The sequence below is a fragment of the Janthinobacterium aquaticum genome (assembly GCF_009208565.1).
Taxonomy (GTDB): domain Bacteria; phylum Pseudomonadota; class Gammaproteobacteria; order Burkholderiales; family Burkholderiaceae_D; genus Janthinobacterium.
Map to the genome: position 1 here is coordinate 68,731 of NZ_WFLK01000008.1, position 19,061 is coordinate 87,791.

Here is a 19,061-nt window from a genome sequence, read left to right on the forward strand (position 1 = left end):
ATGATTTTAAAATCAATGTAGCCAATAGCTTCAGTTGCGTCGGTACGGTAGATTACGTAGGGCCGGCCATTGGCTGGCACAGCGTCCGGGCTCGTCCTTTTATAATTGCTACTTTAGGATACGGAGCCTGGCATGACCATCACCATCTATCACAACACCGCCTGCGGTACCTCGCGCAACACCTTGCAGCTGATCCGCGACGCCGGTTTCGAACCGGTGATTATCGACTATGTCAAACAGCCGCCGAGCCGCGATGAACTGGTCGATCTGATCGCGCGCGCGGGATTGACTGCGCGCGCCGCCATGCGCGACAAGGGCGCGCTGTATGACGAACTGGGCCTGGCAGATGCGGCACTGAGCGACGCTTCGCTGCTTGACGCCATGCAAGCCCATCCGATTCTGATCAACCGCCCGATCGTGGTGACCGACCTGGGCGTGCGCCTGTGCCGGCCGGCTGAAAAGGTGCTGGAGATTTTGCCGCAGAAATAAAAAATGGCGCCATCGGCGCCATCTTCAGCGACGTTTGCTGCCTGATCAATGATTGCGGTCGACCGCAAACGCGCTCAGTTGCAGCAGCGAGGTCTTGTACTCGCTGTCGGGCCAGCCGGCAATCGCGTCAGTTGCGCGCTGGGCGGCAATTTGCGCCTGCTGGCGCGTGTAGTCAAGCGCACCGCTATTGGTAATGGCGGCCAGGATGGCGTCGAAATGCTGTTCGTCGCCCTGTTCGATGCAGCTGCGCACCAGTTCGCGCTGTTCTGGCGTGCCGTTTTCCATCAGCCAGATCAGCGGCATGGTGGGCTTGCCTTCGCGCAAATCGTCGCCGATATTCTTGCCGATTTCGGTAGCGTCGCCAGCATAGTCGAGTACATCGTCGATCAGCTGGAAAGCGGTGCCCAGCGAGCGGCCGTATTCAGCAGCCGCTTCGATATCGGCTTCGGTAGCGCCGGCGATCAGCGCGCCCAGTTGCGCCGATGCTTCGAACAGCTTTGCTGTTTTCGAGCGGATCACGTTCAGGTAGCTTTCCTGCGTGACGTCCGGGTCGTGCATGTTCAGCAGTTGCAGCACTTCGCCTTCGGCAATCACGTTGGTAGCGTCCGACAGGATTTGCATCACGCGCATATTGTTCAGCGATACCATCAGCTGGAACGAGCGCGAATGCAGGAAGTCGCCCACCAGCACCGATGCGGCATTGCCGAACAGCGCATTGGCCGTCTGGCGGCCGCGCCGCATCGACGATTCATCGACCACGTCGTCATGCAGCAGGGTGGCGGTGTGGATGAATTCCACCACGGCAGCCAGTTCATGATGAGCGGTGCCGCGATAGGCGTGGGCATTGGCCACCAGCAAAATCAGCACAGGGCGGATGCGTTTGCCGCCGGCGCTGATGATGTATTCGGCGATCTGGTTGATCAGAATCACATCGGAATGCAGTTTTTGGCGGATCACCGTGTTGACTGCGTCCATGTCGGCGGCAATCGTTTGCACGATGGTGTTTTGGTTAACGTGTTTGTTAGCGTCAGACAAGGCGAACCTGCAATAGATTGTGGGTGCCGCGATTATACGACAAGGCTTGTGCGCGCGTGACTTTTGGCTATGGCTGCAGGGCAATTGATTGACTTTATTATCACCAGTAAACGCTTTTTAGCTGCCGATGGCCTCTCTGAGGCGCTGGCAAGGTTGTCGACATACCACGATCGACGGGCTTTGTGCATAGTTTTTGACGCAAATTATCAGGCCGTGTATAATCGCTGGTTCTCCCTGTTGTGTACGGCTTGCCTTGCCCGGCAGTGGGACAAATTTTTTTAACATCTGATGAGGTTTCAAATCATGTACGCGGTCATAAAAACCGGTGGCAAACAATACAAAGTTGTCGCTGGCGAAAAACTTAAAGTAGAACAGATACCGGCTGACATTGGTTCCGAACTGACCATCGATCAAGTTCTCGCAGTAGGTGCGGGCGACGCCATCAAATTTGGCGCGCCATTGGTCGAAGGTGCTACGGTACTGGTTAAGGTTGTGTCGCACGGTCGTCACGACAAGGTCAAAATTTTCAAGATGCGTCGTCGTAAGCACTACCAGAAGCATCAAGGCCATCGCCAGAATTTTACCGAAATCCAAATCGTTTCGATCAACGGCTAATCGCTGTTATCTGAAATAACTTAATCAGCTATCAAGGAGTCTTAAATGGCACATAAAAAAGGCGGCGGCACTACGCGAAATGGCCGTGATTCAGAATCAAAACGTCTGGGCGTTAAAGTCTACGGCGGCCAATCGATCAATGCAGGCGGCATCATCATTCGTCAACGCGGCACCCCAGTGCGCGCCGGCGAAGGCGTAGGCACCGGCAAAGACCACACTCTGTTCGCGCTGGTCGCAGGCAAAGTGAAGTTCGTTGTCAAAGGCGCAGGCTCGAAGCAATTCGTGACCGTTGTAGCCAACGAAGCAGTACCAGCGTAATTCAACGCGGAGCGTGTGCTCCGCATTGAACGCATGACGTAAGGCGCAAGCCTTCAATCGAAAGGCTCTGCCCAAGGTAGAGCCTTTTTAGTTTTATGGCGGCAAATTATGAAGTTTATCGACGAAGCAAAAATCGAAGTCATCGCAGGTGATGGCGGCAACGGCTGCGCATCTTTCTGCCGTGAAAAGTTCCGGCCTTTCGGCGGCCCCGATGGCGGCGATGGCGGTAAGGGCGGGTCCATCTGGGCCGTGGCCGACCGCAATGTCAACACGCTAGTCGACTTCCGCTTTTCCAAAATGCACAAGGCCAAGAACGGCGAGCCTGGCCGCGGCGCTGACTGCTACGGCAAGGGTGCTGACGATATTCATCTGCGCATGCCGGTCGGCACGCTGATTATCGACAATGTCAGCGGTGAAATCCTTGCTGACCTGACCGAACACGGCCAGATCGAACTGCTGGCCAAGGGCGGCGAAGGCGGCTGGGGCAATATCCATTTTAAATCTTCCACCAACCGTGCACCGCGCCAGAAGGGCGAGGGCAAGGAAGGCGAACGCCGCGAACTGCGCCTGGAACTGAAGGTACTGGCCGATGTGGGCCTGCTGGGCATGCCGAACGCCGGCAAGTCGACCTTTATTTCGGCCGTATCGAACGCGCGTCCAAAGATTGCAGATTACCCATTTACCACGCTGCATCCGAACCTGGGTGTGGTACGCGTGTCGCACGAGAAAAGCTTTGTGATCGCCGATATTCCCGGCTTGATCGAAGGCGCGTCCGACGGCGCCGGCCTGGGCCATCAATTCCTGCGCCATTTGCAGCGCACCGGCCTGTTGCTGCACATTGTCGACCTGGCGCCGTTTGAAACCAACGTCGATCCGGTCAAGGAAGCCAAAGCGCTGGTCAAGGAACTGAAAAAGTACGACGAGTCGCTGGTCGACAAGCCGCGCTGGCTGGTGCTGAACAAGCTCGACATGGTGCCGCAGGAAGAGCGCGTCAAGATCGTCAAGGACTTTATCAAGCGCTTTGGCTGGAAGGGTCCGGTATTTGAAATTTCCGCGCTCAGTCATCAGGGTTGCCCGGAACTGGTGAACGCGATTTACCAGCATCTGGAAGAGAAAAAGCACAGCGAAAGCCGTGCCGAAGAAACGCAGATGACCGAAGAAGCACGCGGCATCTCGTCGATCGATCCGGACGATCCGCGTTTCAAGATTCTCGACTAAGGCTGTATCCTGATGTCGGATCAGGCGGGCGTTGCCACGCTCTTGCGCAAGCAGCTGTGGCAACGCCGCGTATTGCAATTGATCGCGTATGCTTATGGCATGAGTGCGGTCGCCAGCCTGCTGTTCGCCGATGAGATGGCGGCCGGCATGGGCATCTTTCTCAATGGCGTGAACGGCTACAGCCAGTTTTACGCCAGTCATACCGGCGTCTGGGCCGCTACCGCGGCGCTGGCGCTGTTCGCAGCACGGCAGGGCGAACCGCCCGTCTTCAGCGATATCACTGCATTGTTGGTCCTGGCGCATCCGGCCGGCCGCCTGTTTGCGGCCATCAGCTTTGGCATGCCCCGGGGTTTTATGTTGTTCCTGTGCGTGATGGAACTGCTGGCAGGGCTGGCCTTGCTGCTGTTGCGTCCGGCGCGCGGACAGAAACTATAGCGAAGAGCGCCGTCCATGAATTCCGTGATTCAAACAGCAAACCGCATCATCATCAAAGTCGGCTCGTCCCTGGTCACCAATGACGGCCGCGGCCTCGACCATGCCGCCATCGCCCGCTGGGCGGCCCAGATCGCCGGCCTGCGTGCACTGGGCAAGCAGGTGGTGCTGGTCAGCTCGGGCGCGATTGCCGAAGGCATGCTGCGCCTCGGTTTCGAGCGCCGTCCCACCGATATCCACGAACTGCAGGCTTGCGCCGCAGTCGGCCAGATGGGCCTGGCGCAGATCTATGAAAGCAGCTTTCGCGCGCACAATCTCGGCACCGCGCAGGTGCTGCTCACGCACGCCGACCTGGCCGACCGCGAACGCTATCTGAATGCCCGTTCGACCCTGACCACCTTGCTGCGCATGGGCGTGGTACCGATCATTAATGAAAACGATACGGTGGTCACCGACGAGATCAAGTTCGGCGACAACGACACCCTGGGTGCGCTGGTGGCCAACCTGATCGAAGCCGATGCGCTGGTGATCCTGACCGACCAGCACGGCCTGTTCTCGGCCGATCCGCGCAAGGACCCGTCCGCCACCCTGATCACGCACGGTGTAGCCGGCGACCCTGCACTGGAAGCGATGGCCGGCGGCGCCGGCAGCAGCTTGGGCCGTGGCGGCATGCTGACCAAGATCCTGGCCGCCAGGCGCGCCGCCAAATCGGGCGCCCACACCATCATTGCCTGGGGCCGCGACAGCGACGTATTGAGCCGCCTGGCGCAAGGCGAAGCGATCGGCACCGAACTGCGCGCGCAGACGGGCCAGCTGACGGCGCGCAAGCAATGGATGGCCGACCATCTGCAGACGGCCGGCGCGGTGGTGCTCGATGCCGGCGCGGTGCAAAAACTCACGCGCGAAGGCAAGTCGCTGTTGCCGATCGGCGTGACCGCCGTCAACGGTGAGTTTGGCCGCGGCGCCGTGATTACCTGCATCGATGCTGCCGGCGTGCCGGTGGCGCGCGGCCTGTCGAATTACACCAGCGGCGAAGCGCGCCGCATTATGCGCAAACCTTCAACCGAGATCGAAGCGTTGCTGGGATTTGTGGAAGGTCACGAGCTGATTCATCGCGATAATATGGTGTTACTGTAAAAAGGCCTGGCGGGCAATACGTCAAGTCAGCGCTTATCACGTAGGTCGGATTAGCCGCGTAGCGGCGTAATCCGACAACAATGTTAGCAGCAGGGATACTGCCGAGAGTCTGTCTTCGTCGCTGCGCCTTGCCCTCGACATTTTTCGGGCTCGCTTGGCCCGACAGGCCTATGCGGGCGGCTCGGGCTTTAATCCGGTTTGCAGGTCGGGTAGGGGTGTTACCCGAAGCATCACGTCAGCGCCGGCGCCGGCGTTTTCTCCTTGTAATCGCACAAATCGGCAATCATGCAGTTCCAGCAGTGCGGCTTGCGCGCCACGCAGGTGTAGCGGCCATGCAGGATCAGCCAGTGATGTGCGTCGAGCAAAAATTCCTTCGGCACGAATTTAAGCAGCTTTTGCTCGACAATCTCGACATTCTTGCCCGGCGCCAGGCCGGTGCGGTTGGAGACGCGAAAGATATGCGTGTCGACCGCCATGGTCAGTTCACCAAATGCCGTATTCATCACCACATTGGCCGTCTTGCGGCCCACGCCGGGCAGCGCTTCGAGCGAGGCGCGGTCGCGCGGTACTTCGCCGCCATGCTGGTCGAGCAGGATCTGGCAGGTGGCAATCACGTTTTTCGCCTTGGTGCGGTACAGGCCGATTGTGCGGATATAGCTGCTCAGTTCATCAACCCCCAGCGCCAGCATGGCGGCCGGGGTATTGGCCACCGGATAAAGCAGGCGCGTGGCCTTGTTGACCGACACATCGGTGGCCTGTGCCGACAGCAGCACGGCAATCAACAGCTCGAATGGCGTGGTGTATTCGAGTTCGGTTTTCGGTGACGGGTTGGCGGCGCGAAACCGCGTGAAAATTTCCAGGCGTTTGGCGTTGTTCATGCGTCTTTTTTCGGTGTCTCAGCAGCGGTAGGGGTCGGATTGGCAGCGGCGGCCGCCTTGGCGCGTGCGCGCTCCATGGCGGCGGCAATAATGGCGCGCTTGCGCTCTTTCTCGGCCAGCTCTTCGGGCGAGACTGGATTTTCCTGCGTGACTTCCTGCATTTTCGAGACGGCCTTGGCGGCCAGGCGCGCTTCGTTTTCCTGTGCTTCGCGCTGCAGGCGCGCCGTGCGGAAATCGTGGCGCGCGCGCGCCGCATCGGCTTCTGGCTGGCTCCAGGCATCCCAGCCGGTGGCCTCGCCGCTGATTGGGTACATCACGATGCAGTCGACCGGGCAGGGCGCCACGCACAGGTCGCATCCGGTGCACAGGCTGGTGACAACCGTATGCATCTGCTTGGCCGCACCGACGATGGCGTCGACCGGACAGGCCTGGATGCACAGGGTGCAGCCGATACACAGGGACTCGTCGATATAGGCAATCGAGCGCGGCCGTTCCAGGCCGTTGACCGGATTGAGTGGAATCACCTTTTTGCCCAGCTTGCCGGCGAGCAGGACGATGCCTTGTGCGCCGCCGGGCGGGCACTGGTTGATGTCGGCCGTGCCGGCGGCCATCGCCTCGGCATACGGACGGCAGCCGCTGTAGCCGCATTTGGTGCATTGGGTTTGCGGCAGCAGGTCTTCGAGCTGGTCGGCCAGCGGTTTATCAAGTGCGGGGGGGGCAGGTTGCGACACGGTGATCTTCATTACGCTAAAACGCTATTATCGGCCATCTGCGCAGCGCCACAGTAAAAAACCTGTATGCGCTCATGGGCATGGCGTAGTAGACACGGCTGGCGGCCGCCAGCGCCTGTATATTATTTCCAACAGGAATGCATGGCTTCCAAGAAACAACTTTAAATATTTGTTATTTTATGGGAGCATGATTTCTACCCGTAAAACCGACAGCAGGAGCAGGCCATGCGTATTCTCCGCACAGTTGGTTTGCCCTTCTGTTTGCTAATCTTGTGCGCTCTGTCGCCAGCGCATGGCGAAGGTGTCGCAGGTGCGCGGCAGGCCGTGCGTTTGGCCGTCGATGACTGGCCGCCCTTTGTCTCGCACAGCCTGCCTGGTGAAGGCATGTCGGCGTCGCTGGTCAGCGCGATTTACGAGCGCCTGGGCGAGACGGTGCAATATGATTATTTCCCCTGGAAGCGCACCATGCAGATCGGCCTGGGCAGTCCCCGCTATGCCGGCCTGATGGCAGTCTGGCGCACGGCGGAACGTGAAAAGCTCTGCCATTTCTCTGTGCCGATTGGCAATACCCATGGCGTGCTGGCCTACCTGAAGGACGATGGCGTGTCGGCTGCCAGCCTGGCCGACCTGAAAGGCATGCGCATCGGCACCGTGGCCGGCTATTCGAACGGCGAGCAGTTCGACGCCATGGCGGCGCGCGGCGAACTGACGGCCGAAGAGGGACTGAACGATATGACCAACCTGAAAAAACTGCTGATCGGCCGCTATCGCGCCATCGTGATCGAGCGCCATGTGCTGCAGCATCTGCTGATGGGCAGCAGTTTCACCCGCGCTGACCGCGAGCGCATCGGCGTCATCGACAAGCTGTTTGCCGAGCGATCCGTGCATGTGTGTTTCCAGCGTAACGACGAAGGCGCCCGCCAGCAGCGCCGCTTCAACGAGGCGGCGCGCGAGGTCGATACGGTCAGGCTGGTGCGCGAGTACTGGAAGCGGCTCGATCAGAGCCTGGCCGGCACGCCCGTGCTCATGCCATAAAAAAACGGCACGCGAGCTTGCGCTGGCGTGCCGTTTTTCAGGTAGAGCCGTATCAGGAATGCTTCTGGATAAATTCGCCGATTTTCGGGCAGATGATCTCGCGCCAGCGGCGGCCCGAGAAGATGCCGTAGTGGCCGCATTTTGGCGCCACGAAATCCTGTTTCATGTCGGCCGGAATGCTGCTGCACAGGTCATGCGCGGCCTGGGTCTGGCCGGCGCCGGAGATGTCGTCCAGTTCGCCTTCGACCGTAAACAGCGCAACGTTGGTGATGTCTTGCGGCCGCACCAGCTGGCCGCCGACGTCCCAAGTGCCCAGCGGCAGGCTGAAGTCCTGGAACACCGTCTTGATCGTTTCCAGGTAGTACTCGGCAGGCATGTCCAGCACCGCGTTGTACTCGTTGTAGAACTGGCGATGGCCTTCTGCCGGTTCGTCGTCGCCCGTTACCAGGTGCATGTAGAACTCGCGGTGGCTCTGGGCGTGGCGGCCCGGATTCATGGCGATAAAGCCGGCATGCTGCAGAAAGCCCGGATAGACCTTGCGGCCAAACCCCGGATAGTTGGGCGGCACTGCGTAGATCACGGTGTTTTCAAACCACGAGAATTTCTTTTCCGTCGCCAGGTTATTGACTTGCGTCGGTGAGCGGCGCGGGTCGATCGGTCCGCCCATCATGGTCATGGTTTTCGGCATCTGCGGGTCCTTGGCGGTCGCCATCAGCGAGATGGCGGCCAGCACCGGCACAGTGGGCTGGCAGACGGAAATCACATGCAGGTCCGGCGCCAGCAGGCGGATAAAGTCCTGTACGTAATAAATATAATCGTGCAGATGGAACGGCCCTTCGGTCAGCGGCACCATGCGCGCATCGGTCCAGTCGGTAATATAGACATCATGCCCGGCCAGCAGGCCGCGCACGGTGTCGCGCAGCAGGGTCGAGTGGTGGCCGGACAGGGGTGCAACGAGCAGCACTTTGGGCTGTTGCAGATCGGTGCGGTCTTTTTTAAAGTGGATCAAGCGGCAAAACGGCTTGCTCACGACAACGTGTTCGAGGATGTCGACGCTCTCGCCATTGACGAGAACGGATTTGATATCAAATTGTGGTTTTTCGTAGTCTTTGCCAAGGCGGTACATCAGCTCGTAGCCGGCTGCGATGCGTTGCGAAAACGGGGTGTGGGCCAGAGGGGAAACCGGGTTGGTAAATAACTTGGAGGACATGTCTGCCCATTGCATCACCGGAGTGAGGAAGGAGCGTTGCAGTTCGTGCAGTTGGTAAAGCATATTGAGTCCTTGTTCAAGTCCTTGTTTATTTCCAAGTGCCATTTATCGGCTCAAATATCATAATCCAATTCTGGGCCAGTTGTTGAGGACAAACTGTGCTTTACCGCGCCTAAGGCCACACTTTGCGGCGTTTTTTCATTTACGCCACACTCGTGATCAAGCCGGCAAACATGTCAGAACGACCCGCCAGGCGTAAAAAAAAGCAGCGTTGCCGCTGCTTTTTCATGTGCCTTGCCGATACGCTCAGCGAATCAGCATGTGCAGTTTGTCCTTGACGTCCTTGAGCTCTTCGGCTTCCGGCAGCGCAGGCTTGGTCTTGGTAATCGACGGCCAGTTGCGCGCCAGATCGACGTTAATCTTGATAAAGGCCTGCTGGTCGCCCGGCACGTCTTCTTCCGCGAAAATCGCGTTCACCGGGCACTCGGCCACGCATACTGCGCAGTCAATACATTCGTCCGGATCGATCGCCAGGAAGTTCGGGCCTTCTCTGAAACAATCTACCGGGCAGACATCGACGCAGTCCGTATAACGACAGGCGATGCAGGATTCGGTGACAACGTGGGTCATAACAGTCCTATCAATTTGGAGGGGAGGTGCTGTAGCGCCTGCAGGAACGTCGTCGGCGCGTACTAAAGCAAAGCATGGTATTTTAAGCCAATTCGCTATTTCTCACAAATCGCGCTTATATACAATACATATAAGCAAATTCATTTTTTGGCGACGGCAGGGGATCAATCGGCCAGCGCTTGATCCCGGTCAAATCAGCGGGGAAGGCGGCTGGCCGCTGGACGGCGTGCGTTTCAGCCCTGCTGGCGCAGGTGCGCGACCAGCGCCTGCCATGGTGCGCTGGCGGCGCTGCCGTCTTCGATAAAGGTCATGCTGCTGCGCCCTTCGGGCGATTCGACCACGATCTGCCAGCGGCGCAGATCGGCGCCGACCGGCTGCACGCTTTCCTGCAGCTGCGCAAAAAGGCCGGCGTGCGCCAGCGCCGCTTCCACGGCGCGGCCTTGCGGGTGCACTTGAGTATCGATCTCGTAATGTTCGCTCAGGCCGGCGAAGCCGCCGCTGCTGGTGGCGCTTATCTTCATGCTCTTATGCACCCTGGTCGCTCTGCTGCCCTGCCGGGTGGCCGTACGAGCGGCACCAAGCCGCCAGCGCGGCGCGCTCGGCGTCGAGGGCCTCGTCCGAGTCGCTGTATTCGGCATGGTTCATGGTGCCGCAGCAGGCGCGCCGATCCTGTACGGCGCCGTCGGCATCGGTGGTGTCCGCGGCAAAGCCGTTTTCCTCGTCGGCCGCCTGGTCCAGCGCCTGGCCCAGTACTTCGCGCACGGTAAAGCTGGCGCGGATAAAGTCCAGGTAGTCGGTTTTGCCGTCGGCCTCGGCCAGCGCCAGCATATGATTGGCCACGTGGGCATAGGTGGCGGCGCGCGCCGGTGACGCCAGCAGCGAGCGCAGCACCAGGCTGCACAGGTAGTCGCCGCAATGGAGCAGCACGGCTGCATCATCCTGCAACTGCGGCTGGCGCTCGTACTCGAAGATATCGGCCAGGATATCGTAGACGGCGCCGGTAAACACCTGCGAGATGGCGTGCACCTCGGTGCCCGCTTCGGACAGCTTGATATTGTTGTCGGCATTGCGCAGGCCGTTGGGCCGGCCCAGCGCCAGGCCGAATTGTTCTGCCAGGTCGGCCAGGAAGGTCTTGTCGTGCAGATCGGCCTTGGTTTGCGTAATGACCGCTTCAACCTGGTCCAGTTGCGACAGCGCCAGGAAAATGGCGGTCAGGTCGCCAAACGATTCATGCAGGCCACCCGTTTGCGGCGGATTGTTGTTGAGCAGCCAGTCCGGTTTCAGGCCGTCAAGCACGGCGTGGCCTGTTTCATGAGCAACGATGTCGAGCGAGCGGCAGGTATAGACGCGTTCGGTGGCGCCGCTGGGAATAAAGTGACCGAACTTGAGCGCCTTGTCATTGCGGCTGTAATAGGCGTTCATGACATTGGGCAGACCGTGGGGAAACACATGCAGCGGCGCGGTATTGCTGGCGCTGTTCCATTGCCACGGCAGCGGTGGCGCCGTGTCTGCGTTGGCCAGTGCGCGCTGGAACATGGTCAGCGTCATGCGCACGATGGCAAAGGTGTGCACCGCATCGAACTGGTCGGTGTTGGGCGAGACGATAAAGTCGCCAAACGCATTCGGGCTGACCTGGGCAATGCCGGGCACGCCAAAGGTGATGCGCGCGTCGCGCGGGCCCTGCAGGATCAGGCCGGGCAAAAAGGCTTTGCGCGTGCCCACTTCGCTGACGGACGGGTCCTGTTTCCATACCAGCACGCGCGCGCCCACGGGAATGGCGTTGCTGCGCTGCGCTGCTCCCTGGTTCAGGCGCGGGGTGCCAGGCTGCAAGGTCAGCTGCGCCTGTTTGCGATGCTGGCGGTAAGGCGCCGACGGCGTCGGCACATAGCCGACGGGCAACGATACGCATTGCGTCAGCACGGCTTCGACCGGCACGATCACTTTTTGATCCATGGCAACTCTCCTCGGTATGGGTGGGAGCTGATATGGTGCCGCGCCGCACAGTGCATGCCTTTGCGCTGGCACAAACGATGGCGGGGCAGCGGGGAGTGTCTTCGGGGCAAGTGGCGGAGTCATGGCTGCGCCGTGACTGTTATCATGTCGGCCTGGCAGTACCCGTTTTTAATAAAAGGATGGTTTGATGGCGGATATAAATATAGTTCAGCAACATCAGCTGACAGCAGAAAAAGCGCGCGCGGCGGCGCAGCAGGTGGCCGACAAGCTGGCACAGGAATATGACCTGGCCTGCGCCTGGGATGGCGATGTGTTGCGTTTCGAGCGCAGCGGCGTCGACGGCAGCCTGACCTTGCAGAAAGAGCAGGCGCAGCTGAACCTGAAACTGGGCTTTATGCTCAGTGCGTTTGCGCCCATGATCGAAGGCAAAATTGCTGAAAAAATGCGCAAGGTCTTTACTGAACCAGCTTGAATCGTTCACTGATTCCGGGCAATTTTGTATCGGGCGAGCAACACTGTTCGCCCACGGTTTTCCCCGCTCTCCCGCCTGTTCCTCCCTCCATTGCGTGCGCTGCCGCACATTGCTAGCATATTTCAATTTGGAAAGCTATTGGACTTTTGCATCTTTTTGCGCTATACTTGACGCATATTTACAACAACAGTCTCTTGCAACAAAGCCTGCCAAGCAGTAGTTTTTCATCGTTCTGCACGCTGGCTTTCCACTGTTTTCAGTGGCGCATCATCCTTGAGCCCTGCGCTCACATCCGGTAATTTTTTGAGCGGCGTTAGTCCGTTCAATTATATTTGGTGCCATGTAATTGCCTGGCATCGGCGGCGTTAAAAGTCCTGTACCCAGCCTCTTTTACTCCGCACTCGGCACCCTGGTACAGCTGACGGCTGTTTCCGGCTCTACGTGTCATCCCCTTTCCAGTCGCTGGCCGGCGCTTTGCGCCGCTGTATTGCTGACGGTCAGGGGTTCGCTGATTCCTGCTGCAGGCAAACATGCCTGCCGGGATTCAATCCATTCGTCAAAATCGAGGGAGAACCACAACGTGGCAAAACAAATTATTATCGACCATGTATTCAAGGTGTTCGGCGATCAACCCGAAGCGGCACTTGATCTCGTCCGTCAGGGCGCCAGCAAGCAGGACATCCTGGCGCAGACCGACTGCACCATCGGCGTATTCGACGCCACCTTTACCATCGAGGCCGGTGAGATCTTCGTGATCATGGGCCTGTCCGGCTCCGGCAAATCAACGCTGGTGCGCATGCTTAACCGCCTGATCGAGCCCACCGATGGCCGCATCCTGATCGACGGCAGCGATATCAACACGCTGCCAGACGCCCAGCTGCGCGCTTTGCGCCGCAAGGACATCAGCATGGTGTTCCAGTCGTTTGCACTGCTGCCGCAAATTACCGTACTCGACAACACCGCGTTCGGCATGGAGCTGGCCGGCGTGCCCAAGGCCGAGCGCCATGCACTGGCCAATCAGGCGTTGGAGCAAGTTGGCCTGGCCGGTTACGGCGCCAGCTATCCGGACGAATTGTCGGGCGGTATGCAGCAGCGCGTGGGCCTGGCCCGCGCGCTGGCGTGCGACCCGTCGATCCTGCTGATGGACGAAGCGTTCTCGGCGCTCGACCCGATTATCCGTACCGAAATGCAGTCCGAACTGCTGCGTTTGCAGCAGATCAAGCGCCGCACCATTGTCTTTATTTCGCATGACCTCGACGAAGCAATGCGCATCGGCGACCGCGTGGCCATCATGAAAGACGGCCATGTGGTGCAGGTTGGCACGCCCGAGGAAATCCTGCGCAAGCCTGCCAACGACTACGTGCGCAATTTCGTGCGCGGCGTCGACGCCGCTGCGGTCTTCAAGGCCAGCGATATTGCCCGCAAGAGCCAGATCGTGGTGTCGGAGTCGCCAGCGCGCGGTTCGCGTGCGGCGCTGTCGATGCTTGAAGAGCAGGATCGGGCCTACGCCTATGTGGTCAGCCCGCAGCGCAAGTTCCTCGGCGTGGTATCGGCCGACTCGCTGCGCAATGCGCTTGACGGCCATATCGGCCCACTGGGCCTGGCGCACGCTTATCTGCCAGACGTGGCAACCATCAATGCAGATGAGCCGGTAGCCGGCCTGTTTGGCCAGGTGGCGCAATTGCCGTATGCCGTACCGGTCGTGGCCGATGATGGTAGTTTCCGCGGCGCCATCAGCAAGACGACCTTGCTGAAGTTCCTTGACCGCGATACGCCGCCCATTGCCGAAGCACAAACACAGAAAGGACAAGCATGAATCCAGTCGTCAATTCCATCGCCGAACCGGTTGTAGAGAGCAGCGTCGCTGCTGCGCCAGCCGCCGCCCAGATCAACCCATGGACGGCCACCGACGCTGGCGCCAATACGGCCTGGCTCGATGCGCCAGTGGCCGCGCAGCCAGCGCATGACACGGGCCTGCACCTGTCGCAAATCTTCGACGGCTCGTTGCCGCTGGAAGCCTGGATCAACCAGGGGCTGGGCTGGGTGGTCGAGCATTTCCGCCCGTTCTTCCAGGCCGTGCGCGCGCCGATCGATGGCGTGCTATCGGGCGTGGAAGGTGCGCTGATGAGTTTGCCATCGCTGAGCATCATTGCCATTCTCGGCCTGCTGGCCTGGCAATTTACCAGCCGCACGCTGGCCATCGGCACCGTGATTGCCATGCTGGCCGTGGCCATGCTGGGCATCTGGCCAGAAGCGATGACCACGCTGTCGCTGGTGCTGACCTCGCTGGCTTTCTGCCTGGCCATCGGCTTGCCGCTGGGTATTTTGCTGGCCAATAGCGACCGTGCGCAGAACATCATGCGCCCGCTGCTTGACGCCATGCAGACCACGCCGGCGTTTGTCTACCTGGTGCCGGTGGTGATGCTGTTTGGTATCGGCAATGCGCCTGGCGTGATCGTCACCATTATCTTTGCGCTGCCGCCGCTGGTGCGCCTGACCAATCTTGGTATCCGCCAGGTGCGTCCCGACCTGATTGAAGCGGCGCGCGCTTATGGCGCCTCGCCTTGGCAGTTGCTGAGCCGCGTGCAGTTCCCGCTGGCCATGCCGTCGATTATGGCCGGCATCAACCAGTCGCTGATGCTGTCGCTGTCGATGGTGGTGATTGCCTCGATGATTGCCGTTGGCGGCCTGGGCCAGATGGTATTGCGCGGTATCGGCCGCCTGGACATGGGCCTGGCTACAGTCGGCGGCCTCGGTATCGTGCTGCTGGCCATTACGCTGGACCGCCTGACGCAGGCCATGGGCCAGCCGCGCCGCGGCGTGCGCCACTGGTACCAGACCGGTCCGGTCGGTTTCGTGCTGCGCCTGGTGCGCAGCAAGCCGGCCCAGCAGGATGGCGCCGCCAACGTATCGCAGCAGGCATCGCTTGCCAATGCACAATAATAACGAGAAAGGAATTTCATGCATCAGACAGATCATTTCAAGCAGACACAGAAATCGCAACGCAAATTCAAATGGATGTCGGCGCTGGCCATTGCCGCGCTGGCGCTGACCACCAGCCTGGCCATGGCGCAAAGCGCCAGCGACCTGCCAGGCAAGGGCGTCAAGGTGCAAGCCCTGCAAGGGGCGATTGCCGAGGAGACGTTCCAGACCATGCTGGTCGACAAGGCCCTGCAGCGTCTGGGCTACGATGTGCAGCCGATCAAGGAAGTTGACTATCCGACCGCCCATATTGCCGTGGCCAACGGCGACGCAACGTTTTTGCCGGTGCACTGGGATCCGCTGCACAAGGAGTTCTATGAGAAGGCCGGGGGCGACGCCAAGCTGGCCCGCATTGGCTACTATGCGGGTCCGGCAGCACAGGGCTACCTGATCGACAAGAAAACGGCGGACCAGTATCACATCACCAATATCGATCAGCTACATGACCCGAAACTGGCCAAGCTGTTCGACCATGACGGCGATGGCAAGGCCGACCTGGTTGGCTGCAATCCGGGCTGGGGCTGCGAGGCGATGATCAATCATCATCTCGACGCCTACAAGCTGCACGATACCGTCCAGCATGTGCAGGGCAGCTATACGGCGCTGGTGGCCGACATGATGGGCCGCTACAAGCGCGGCGAGCCGATCCTCTATTACACCTGGACCCCGTACTGGGTCAGTGGCGTGCTGCGCCCGGGCAAGGAAGTGGTCTGGCTGCAAGTACCGTTCTCGGCCACGGCCGACAACACCAGCACGCGTCTGGAAGATGGCAGTGATTACGGTTTTTCCGTCAATACGCTGCGCATCGTGGCCAACAAGCAGTTCCTGGCTGACAATCCAGCGGCGGCCAAGCTGTTTGAGGTGATGAAGTTGCCGATTGGCGATATCAACGCGCAGAACGAACGCATGCGCCAGGGACAGAATAGCCAGAAAGAGATCGAGCGCCACACCGATGGCTGGATCAAATATCACCAGCAGGAGTTTGACGGCTGGCTGGCGCAAGCGCGCGCCGCAGCAAAGAAGTAATCGGCAGGCAATAAAAAAGCGGCTATCAATCTGGTAGCCGCTTTTGACGTTTTTGGCCGGTTTGGCCAAAAAATGGTGGTTTTTTGCGAGTTTTGGGCCTGTTCTGGCCCATTTTCACGCTAAAACGAAGTGATCAGTCCTTCAGATCGTCGATCAGGTCGATATATTGCTGCTGCGCCTCTTCTTTCGAGGTGCCGGCCAGTGCATGCCAGGCGTCCCACTTGGCGCGGCCGACAAAGTCGGTCATGCCCGGGCGCTCGCCGGTAGCGTCGCCGCTCGAGCCTTGCTTGAAGAGCGCATAGATCTTCAGCAGCGTCATATTGTCGGGACGCTCGGACAGCGTCTTGGAATCGAGCTGGGCCTGGTCGAACTGTTCTTGCAAACTCATGGTGCCTCCTGTGTACGGTGATAACGGAAACGGCGGCAGCAGCGATGGAGTGGCCATCGCTTGCCGCGTTGCTCAACATCATAGTCAAGAAAGCGCGCAGCGCAGTAGAGGCACTACTCAAAAAAAACGCCGCCAGGACGGCGGCGTTTCTCCGTGGCCGGGCAGCCGCTTATACGTCCAGCAGTTCGACGTCGAAAATCAGGGTGGCGTTTGGCGGGATCACGCCGCCGGCGCCGCGTGCGCCATAGCCCAGCGATGCCGGGATGATCAGCTGGCGCTTGCCGCCCACTTTCATGCCTTGCACGCCTTCGTCCCAGCCCTGGATGACGCGGCCGGCGCCCAGCGGGAACTCGAATGGATCGTTGCGGTCCTTGCTCGAATCGAATTTCGAACCGGCGCTGCCGTCGTCGTTTTGCAGCCAGCCCGTGTAGTGCACGACAACGTTGTTGCCGGCTTGAGCTTCGGCGCCTTCGCCGACAACGGTATCGAGGTATTGCAGGCCGGAAGCGGTAGTAGTGTGGGACATGACTTTCCTTGTAGGGACGATAAAAGCTACAGATTGTAGAGCAAGCAGATATAAAGCGCTATTTTACGCGCGGGCGCCGCCAGCCGTTCCCTCTGCGCCGCCTGGTTTGCCTTTAGAATGCAGCTTTGATTCACCATCGTTGTTCTCTGAAGGACCGCTTGATGCGCAATGTATTCAATTCCTATGGCCGGGCGTTGCTATCGCAGCTGCATGGCAAGATGCTGCTGCTGAGCGCGCTGCCGTTCCTGCTGTCGCTGCTGCTGTGGGGGCTGCTGCTGTACTGGGGCCTGCAGCCGCTGATCGACAGCCTGCAGGTACTGTTTGCCGAGCATGACCTGTTTCGCACCAGCAGCGCCGTGCTGGGCACGTTCGGGCTGGGCATGCTCAAAACCGTGATCGTGCCGCTGATCGCCATGTTCATGCTGCTGCCGCTGATGATCCTGATGGCGCTGATCTTCATGGGCGTGCTGGCCATGCCGGCCATTGGCCGCCATGTGGGCGGGCGGCATTTTCCGCAACTGGAAAAAAAGCACGGTGGCAGCCTGCTGGGCAGCGTGGGTACCTCACTGGCCACTTTTTTGCTCTTTATCGTGGTGTGGGCCGCGCTGCTGCCGCTGTATGCGTTTCCGCCGGCCGCGCTGGTCGGGCAGGCGCTGCTGTGGGGCTGGCTGACTTACCGCGTGATGGCCTATGACGCCATGGCCGATTACGCCAGTGCAGAAGAGCGCCACGCCATCATGCGTTCGCGCCGCACCCAGCTGCTGCTGATCGGCGTGGTCTCGGGCGCGGCCGGCGCCGTGCCCGGCATGCTGTGGATGGGCGGCGTGATGTCGGTGGTGTTCTTCCCGTTCCTGGCGGCGTTTGCCATCTGGCTGTATGTGGTGATCTTTATCTTTACCGGGCTGTGGTTCCAGTATTACTGCCTGGAAGCCCTGTCGGCCCTGCGCGGCGTACAGGGCATGCGCGATGTGGCTGCGGCCGACGCTTAACTTTCAAATCGAACAAGGACGCTTGATGGCTATCGGATTGATTATTATCGGTGACGAAATTTTGTCGGGCAAGCGCACCGACCAGCATTTCCCCAAGGTGGTGCAGCTTCTCAAGGCGCGCGGCTTGCAATTGAGCTGGGCCGAATACGTGGGCGACGAGCCGGCGCGCATCGTGGCGCTGCTCAAACGCACGTTTGCCAGCGGCGACATCGTGCTGTGCTTTGGCGGCATCGGCGCGACGCCGGACGACCATACGCGCCAGGCGGCGGCCGATGCGCTGGGCCTGCCGTTGATCCTGCATCCGCAGGGCAAGGCTAATATCCAGCAGCGCATCACCGAGATGGGTGCAGATGCGGGCACGCCGGTCGACCTCGAATCGCCGGAAAACCTGCACCGCCTGAAAATGGCCGAATTCGTGCAGGGCGCCGAGCTGATACCGAATCCCTACAACAAGATTGCCGGCTTTGCCGTGCGCGAGCATTATTTCGTGCCGGGTTTTCCCGTCATGTCCTGGCCCATGATCGAATGGGTGCTCGATACCCATTATGCGCATCTGTTCAACCAGGTGCCGCATGCCGAACATGCGCTGCTGGTGTATGAAACGGCCGAGTCGCTGCTGACGCCACTGATGGTGCGTCTTGAAGCGCAGTATCCGCTGATCAAAGTGTTCAGCCTGCCCAGCGTGGGCGACGCGCAAACGCGGCGCCATATCGAACTGGGCGTCAAGGGCGAGCCGGAGCAGGCGGGGGCGGCATTTGCCGAGATGCGCGCCGAACTCGCGGCCCTGCAGGCCGAAGTCACCCTGCTCTGAGCGGCAGCGGTAGCGACCGGTACAGTACGCCTGCGTCCTATGTACGCAAGCGTACTGTCCGGTCGTTGTTTTTTTGCGAAAATCTGCAAGTTAGCAAGATTTTTGTGTGCGCTCACCCGTCCTTTTCCCGCCGTTGTGGTGCAATGGTATGCACTGACCGCGAGGCAATGTACGCATTTGCCCGGT

22 protein-coding genes are annotated in these 19,061 nt (G+C 59.9%); 13 read left to right on the forward strand and 9 right to left on the reverse strand.

Annotation, left to right across the window (positions count from 1 at the left end; genetic code table 11):
- The first annotated feature begins 132 nt into the window (after positions 1-132).
- On the forward strand, positions 133-489 hold the full coding sequence (gene arsC / locus GCM43_RS14145) for an arsenate reductase (glutaredoxin) (RefSeq protein WP_152245328.1): 357 nt from the start codon (positions 133-135) through the stop codon (positions 487-489).
- Between the two features lie 45 nt (positions 490-534).
- Here the strand turns inward: arsC and ispB are convergent, their stop codons facing one another.
- Positions 535-1,524, reverse strand: coding sequence for an octaprenyl diphosphate synthase (gene ispB / locus GCM43_RS14150; RefSeq protein ID WP_152245330.1), 990 nt, complete (start codon positions 1,522-1,524; stop codon positions 535-537).
- Positions 1,525-1,827: 303 nt separating this feature from the next.
- Here ispB and rplU point away from each other — a divergent pair, with 303 nt between their 5' ends.
- The 5 genes from rplU (at position 1,828) to proB (ending at position 5,244) form a co-directional block, all read left to right on the forward strand.
- Positions 1,828-2,139 (forward strand): 50S ribosomal protein L21, encoded by a 312-nt coding sequence (gene rplU, locus GCM43_RS14155; protein ID WP_152245332.1) that lies wholly within the window; start codon positions 1,828-1,830, stop codon positions 2,137-2,139.
- A gap of 45 nt (positions 2,140-2,184) precedes the next feature.
- Positions 2,185-2,457 (forward strand): 50S ribosomal protein L27, encoded by a 273-nt coding sequence (gene rpmA, locus GCM43_RS14160; RefSeq protein WP_152245334.1) that lies wholly within the window; start codon positions 2,185-2,187, stop codon positions 2,455-2,457.
- Between the two features lie 108 nt (positions 2,458-2,565).
- A complete protein-coding gene (gene obgE / locus GCM43_RS14165) occupies positions 2,566-3,675 on the forward strand; it encodes a GTPase ObgE (protein ID WP_152245336.1) in 1,110 nt (369 codons plus the stop codon).
- A 12-nt stretch (positions 3,676-3,687) separates the two neighbouring features.
- Positions 3,688-4,110 (forward strand): hypothetical protein, encoded by a 423-nt coding sequence (locus GCM43_RS14170; protein ID WP_152245338.1) that lies wholly within the window; start codon positions 3,688-3,690, stop codon positions 4,108-4,110.
- Between the two features lie 15 nt (positions 4,111-4,125).
- Positions 4,126-5,244 carry a glutamate 5-kinase gene (gene proB, locus GCM43_RS14175; protein WP_152245340.1) on the forward strand — a complete coding sequence of 373 codons (1,119 nt, stop codon included), beginning with the start codon at positions 4,126-4,128 and terminating at the stop codon, positions 5,242-5,244.
- Positions 5,245-5,474: 230 nt separating this feature from the next.
- Here the strand turns inward: proB and nth are convergent, their stop codons facing one another.
- Positions 5,475-6,122 (reverse strand): endonuclease III, encoded by a 648-nt coding sequence (nth, locus tag GCM43_RS14180; RefSeq protein ID WP_152245342.1) that lies wholly within the window; start codon positions 6,120-6,122, stop codon positions 5,475-5,477.
- Positions 6,119-6,865: an electron transport complex subunit RsxB gene (rsxB, locus tag GCM43_RS14185; RefSeq protein ID WP_152245344.1), complete on the reverse strand. Its 747-nt coding sequence runs from the start codon at positions 6,863-6,865 to the stop codon at positions 6,119-6,121. Before rsxB ends, nth begins: the two co-directional genes overlap by 4 nt.
- Positions 6,866-7,177: 312 nt before the next feature.
- Here rsxB and GCM43_RS14190 point away from each other — a divergent pair, with 312 nt between their 5' ends.
- The gene (locus GCM43_RS14190) at positions 7,178-7,888 is read left to right on the forward strand and encodes a substrate-binding periplasmic protein (protein WP_226929489.1); all 711 of its coding nucleotides are present in this window, start codon (positions 7,178-7,180) and stop codon (positions 7,886-7,888) included.
- A 52-nt stretch (positions 7,889-7,940) separates the two neighbouring features.
- Here GCM43_RS14190 and GCM43_RS14195 read toward each other — a convergent pair whose 3' ends face one another.
- The 4 genes from GCM43_RS14195 to GCM43_RS14210 all read right to left on the reverse strand — a co-directional run bounded on the left by GCM43_RS14195 (position 7,941) and on the right by GCM43_RS14210 (position 11,681).
- Positions 7,941-9,161 (reverse strand): polyhydroxyalkanoate depolymerase, encoded by a 1,221-nt coding sequence (locus GCM43_RS14195; protein WP_152245348.1) that lies wholly within the window; start codon positions 9,159-9,161, stop codon positions 7,941-7,943.
- 243 nt (positions 9,162-9,404) lie between these two features.
- Complete coding sequence (fdxA, locus tag GCM43_RS14200) at positions 9,405-9,728, reverse strand: ferredoxin FdxA (RefSeq protein WP_152245350.1); 324 nt, start codon at positions 9,726-9,728, stop codon at positions 9,405-9,407.
- A gap of 233 nt (positions 9,729-9,961) precedes the next feature.
- Positions 9,962-10,249, reverse strand: coding sequence for a protealysin inhibitor emfourin (locus GCM43_RS14205; RefSeq protein ID WP_152245352.1), 288 nt, complete (start codon positions 10,247-10,249; stop codon positions 9,962-9,964).
- A gap of 4 nt (positions 10,250-10,253) precedes the next feature.
- The gene (locus tag GCM43_RS14210) at positions 10,254-11,681 is read right to left on the reverse strand and encodes a gluzincin family metallopeptidase (RefSeq protein WP_152245354.1); all 1,428 of its coding nucleotides are present in this window, start codon (positions 11,679-11,681) and stop codon (positions 10,254-10,256) included.
- A gap of 187 nt (positions 11,682-11,868) precedes the next feature.
- Here GCM43_RS14210 and GCM43_RS14215 point away from each other — a divergent pair, with 187 nt between their 5' ends.
- From GCM43_RS14215 to proX, 4 genes are all read left to right on the forward strand, one after another.
- A complete protein-coding gene (locus GCM43_RS14215) occupies positions 11,869-12,153 on the forward strand; it encodes a polyhydroxyalkanoic acid system family protein (protein WP_152245356.1) in 285 nt (94 codons plus the stop codon).
- Positions 12,154-12,733: 580 nt separating this feature from the next.
- Entirely contained in the window at positions 12,734-13,969 is a 1,236-nt protein-coding gene (proV, locus tag GCM43_RS14220; protein WP_152245358.1) for a glycine betaine/L-proline ABC transporter ATP-binding protein ProV, read from the forward strand.
- A complete protein-coding gene (gene proW / locus GCM43_RS14225) occupies positions 13,966-15,096 on the forward strand; it encodes a glycine betaine/L-proline ABC transporter permease ProW (RefSeq protein ID WP_152245360.1) in 1,131 nt (376 codons plus the stop codon). The genes proV and proW overlap by 4 nt, the downstream gene beginning before the upstream one ends.
- A gap of 18 nt (positions 15,097-15,114) precedes the next feature.
- A complete protein-coding gene (gene proX / locus GCM43_RS14230; RefSeq protein ID WP_152245362.1) occupies positions 15,115-16,161 on the forward strand; it encodes a glycine betaine/L-proline ABC transporter substrate-binding protein ProX in 1,047 nt (348 codons plus the stop codon).
- Positions 16,162-16,294: 133 nt separating this feature from the next.
- Here the strand turns inward: proX and GCM43_RS14235 are convergent, their stop codons facing one another.
- Positions 16,295-16,549 (reverse strand): acyl-CoA-binding protein, encoded by a 255-nt coding sequence (locus tag GCM43_RS14235; protein WP_152245364.1) that lies wholly within the window; start codon positions 16,547-16,549, stop codon positions 16,295-16,297.
- A gap of 169 nt (positions 16,550-16,718) precedes the next feature.
- Positions 16,719-17,075, reverse strand: coding sequence for an FKBP-type peptidyl-prolyl cis-trans isomerase (locus GCM43_RS14240; RefSeq protein ID WP_152245366.1), 357 nt, complete (start codon positions 17,073-17,075; stop codon positions 16,719-16,721).
- Between the two features lie 161 nt (positions 17,076-17,236).
- On the opposite strand from GCM43_RS14240, the gene GCM43_RS14245 reads away from it, so the two are divergent.
- Complete coding sequence (locus tag GCM43_RS14245; RefSeq protein WP_152245368.1) at positions 17,237-18,064, forward strand: EI24 domain-containing protein; 828 nt, start codon at positions 17,237-17,239, stop codon at positions 18,062-18,064.
- A gap of 25 nt (positions 18,065-18,089) precedes the next feature.
- Complete coding sequence (locus tag GCM43_RS14250) at positions 18,090-18,875, forward strand: competence/damage-inducible protein A (protein ID WP_152245370.1); 786 nt, start codon at positions 18,090-18,092, stop codon at positions 18,873-18,875.
- Positions 18,876-19,061: the final 186 nt, after the last annotated feature.

What these genes read in the sequence shown, in the direction of transcription:
- arsC (WP_152245328.1), top strand. Translation starts at nt 133, where the DNA reads ATGACCATCACCATCTATCACAACACCGCCTGCGGTACCTCGCGCAAC.
- rplU (WP_152245332.1), top strand. Translation starts at nt 1,828, where the DNA reads ATGTACGCGGTCATAAAAACCGGTGGCAAACAATACAAAGTTGTCGCT.
- rpmA (WP_152245334.1), top strand. Translation starts at nt 2,185, where the DNA reads ATGGCACATAAAAAAGGCGGCGGCACTACGCGAAATGGCCGTGATTCA.
- obgE (WP_152245336.1), top strand. Translation starts at nt 2,566, where the DNA reads ATGAAGTTTATCGACGAAGCAAAAATCGAAGTCATCGCAGGTGATGGC.
- GCM43_RS14170 (WP_152245338.1), top strand. Translation starts at nt 3,688, where the DNA reads ATGTCGGATCAGGCGGGCGTTGCCACGCTCTTGCGCAAGCAGCTGTGG.
- proB (WP_152245340.1), top strand. Translation starts at nt 4,126, where the DNA reads ATGAATTCCGTGATTCAAACAGCAAACCGCATCATCATCAAAGTCGGC.
- nth (WP_152245342.1), bottom strand. Translation starts at nt 6,122, where the DNA reads ATGAACAACGCCAAACGCCTGGAAATTTTCACGCGGTTTCGCGCCGCC.
- rsxB (WP_152245344.1), bottom strand. Translation starts at nt 6,865, where the DNA reads ATGAAGATCACCGTGTCGCAACCTGCCCCCCCCGCACTTGATAAACCG.
- GCM43_RS14195 (WP_152245348.1), bottom strand. Translation starts at nt 9,161, where the DNA reads ATGCTTTACCAACTGCACGAACTGCAACGCTCCTTCCTCACTCCGGTG.
- fdxA (WP_152245350.1), bottom strand. Translation starts at nt 9,728, where the DNA reads ATGACCCACGTTGTCACCGAATCCTGCATCGCCTGTCGTTATACGGAC.
- GCM43_RS14205 (WP_152245352.1), bottom strand. Translation starts at nt 10,249, where the DNA reads ATGAAGATAAGCGCCACCAGCAGCGGCGGCTTCGCCGGCCTGAGCGAA.
- GCM43_RS14210 (WP_152245354.1), bottom strand. Translation starts at nt 11,681, where the DNA reads ATGGATCAAAAAGTGATCGTGCCGGTCGAAGCCGTGCTGACGCAATGC.
- GCM43_RS14215 (WP_152245356.1), top strand. Translation starts at nt 11,869, where the DNA reads ATGGCGGATATAAATATAGTTCAGCAACATCAGCTGACAGCAGAAAAA.
- proW (WP_152245360.1), top strand. Translation starts at nt 13,966, where the DNA reads ATGAATCCAGTCGTCAATTCCATCGCCGAACCGGTTGTAGAGAGCAGC.
- proX (WP_152245362.1), top strand. Translation starts at nt 15,115, where the DNA reads ATGCATCAGACAGATCATTTCAAGCAGACACAGAAATCGCAACGCAAA.
- GCM43_RS14235 (WP_152245364.1), bottom strand. Translation starts at nt 16,549, where the DNA reads ATGAGTTTGCAAGAACAGTTCGACCAGGCCCAGCTCGATTCCAAGACG.
- GCM43_RS14240 (WP_152245366.1), bottom strand. Translation starts at nt 17,075, where the DNA reads ATGTCCCACACTACTACCGCTTCCGGCCTGCAATACCTCGATACCGTT.
- GCM43_RS14245 (WP_152245368.1), top strand. Translation starts at nt 17,237, where the DNA reads ATGCGCAATGTATTCAATTCCTATGGCCGGGCGTTGCTATCGCAGCTG.
- GCM43_RS14250 (WP_152245370.1), top strand. Translation starts at nt 18,090, where the DNA reads ATGGCTATCGGATTGATTATTATCGGTGACGAAATTTTGTCGGGCAAG.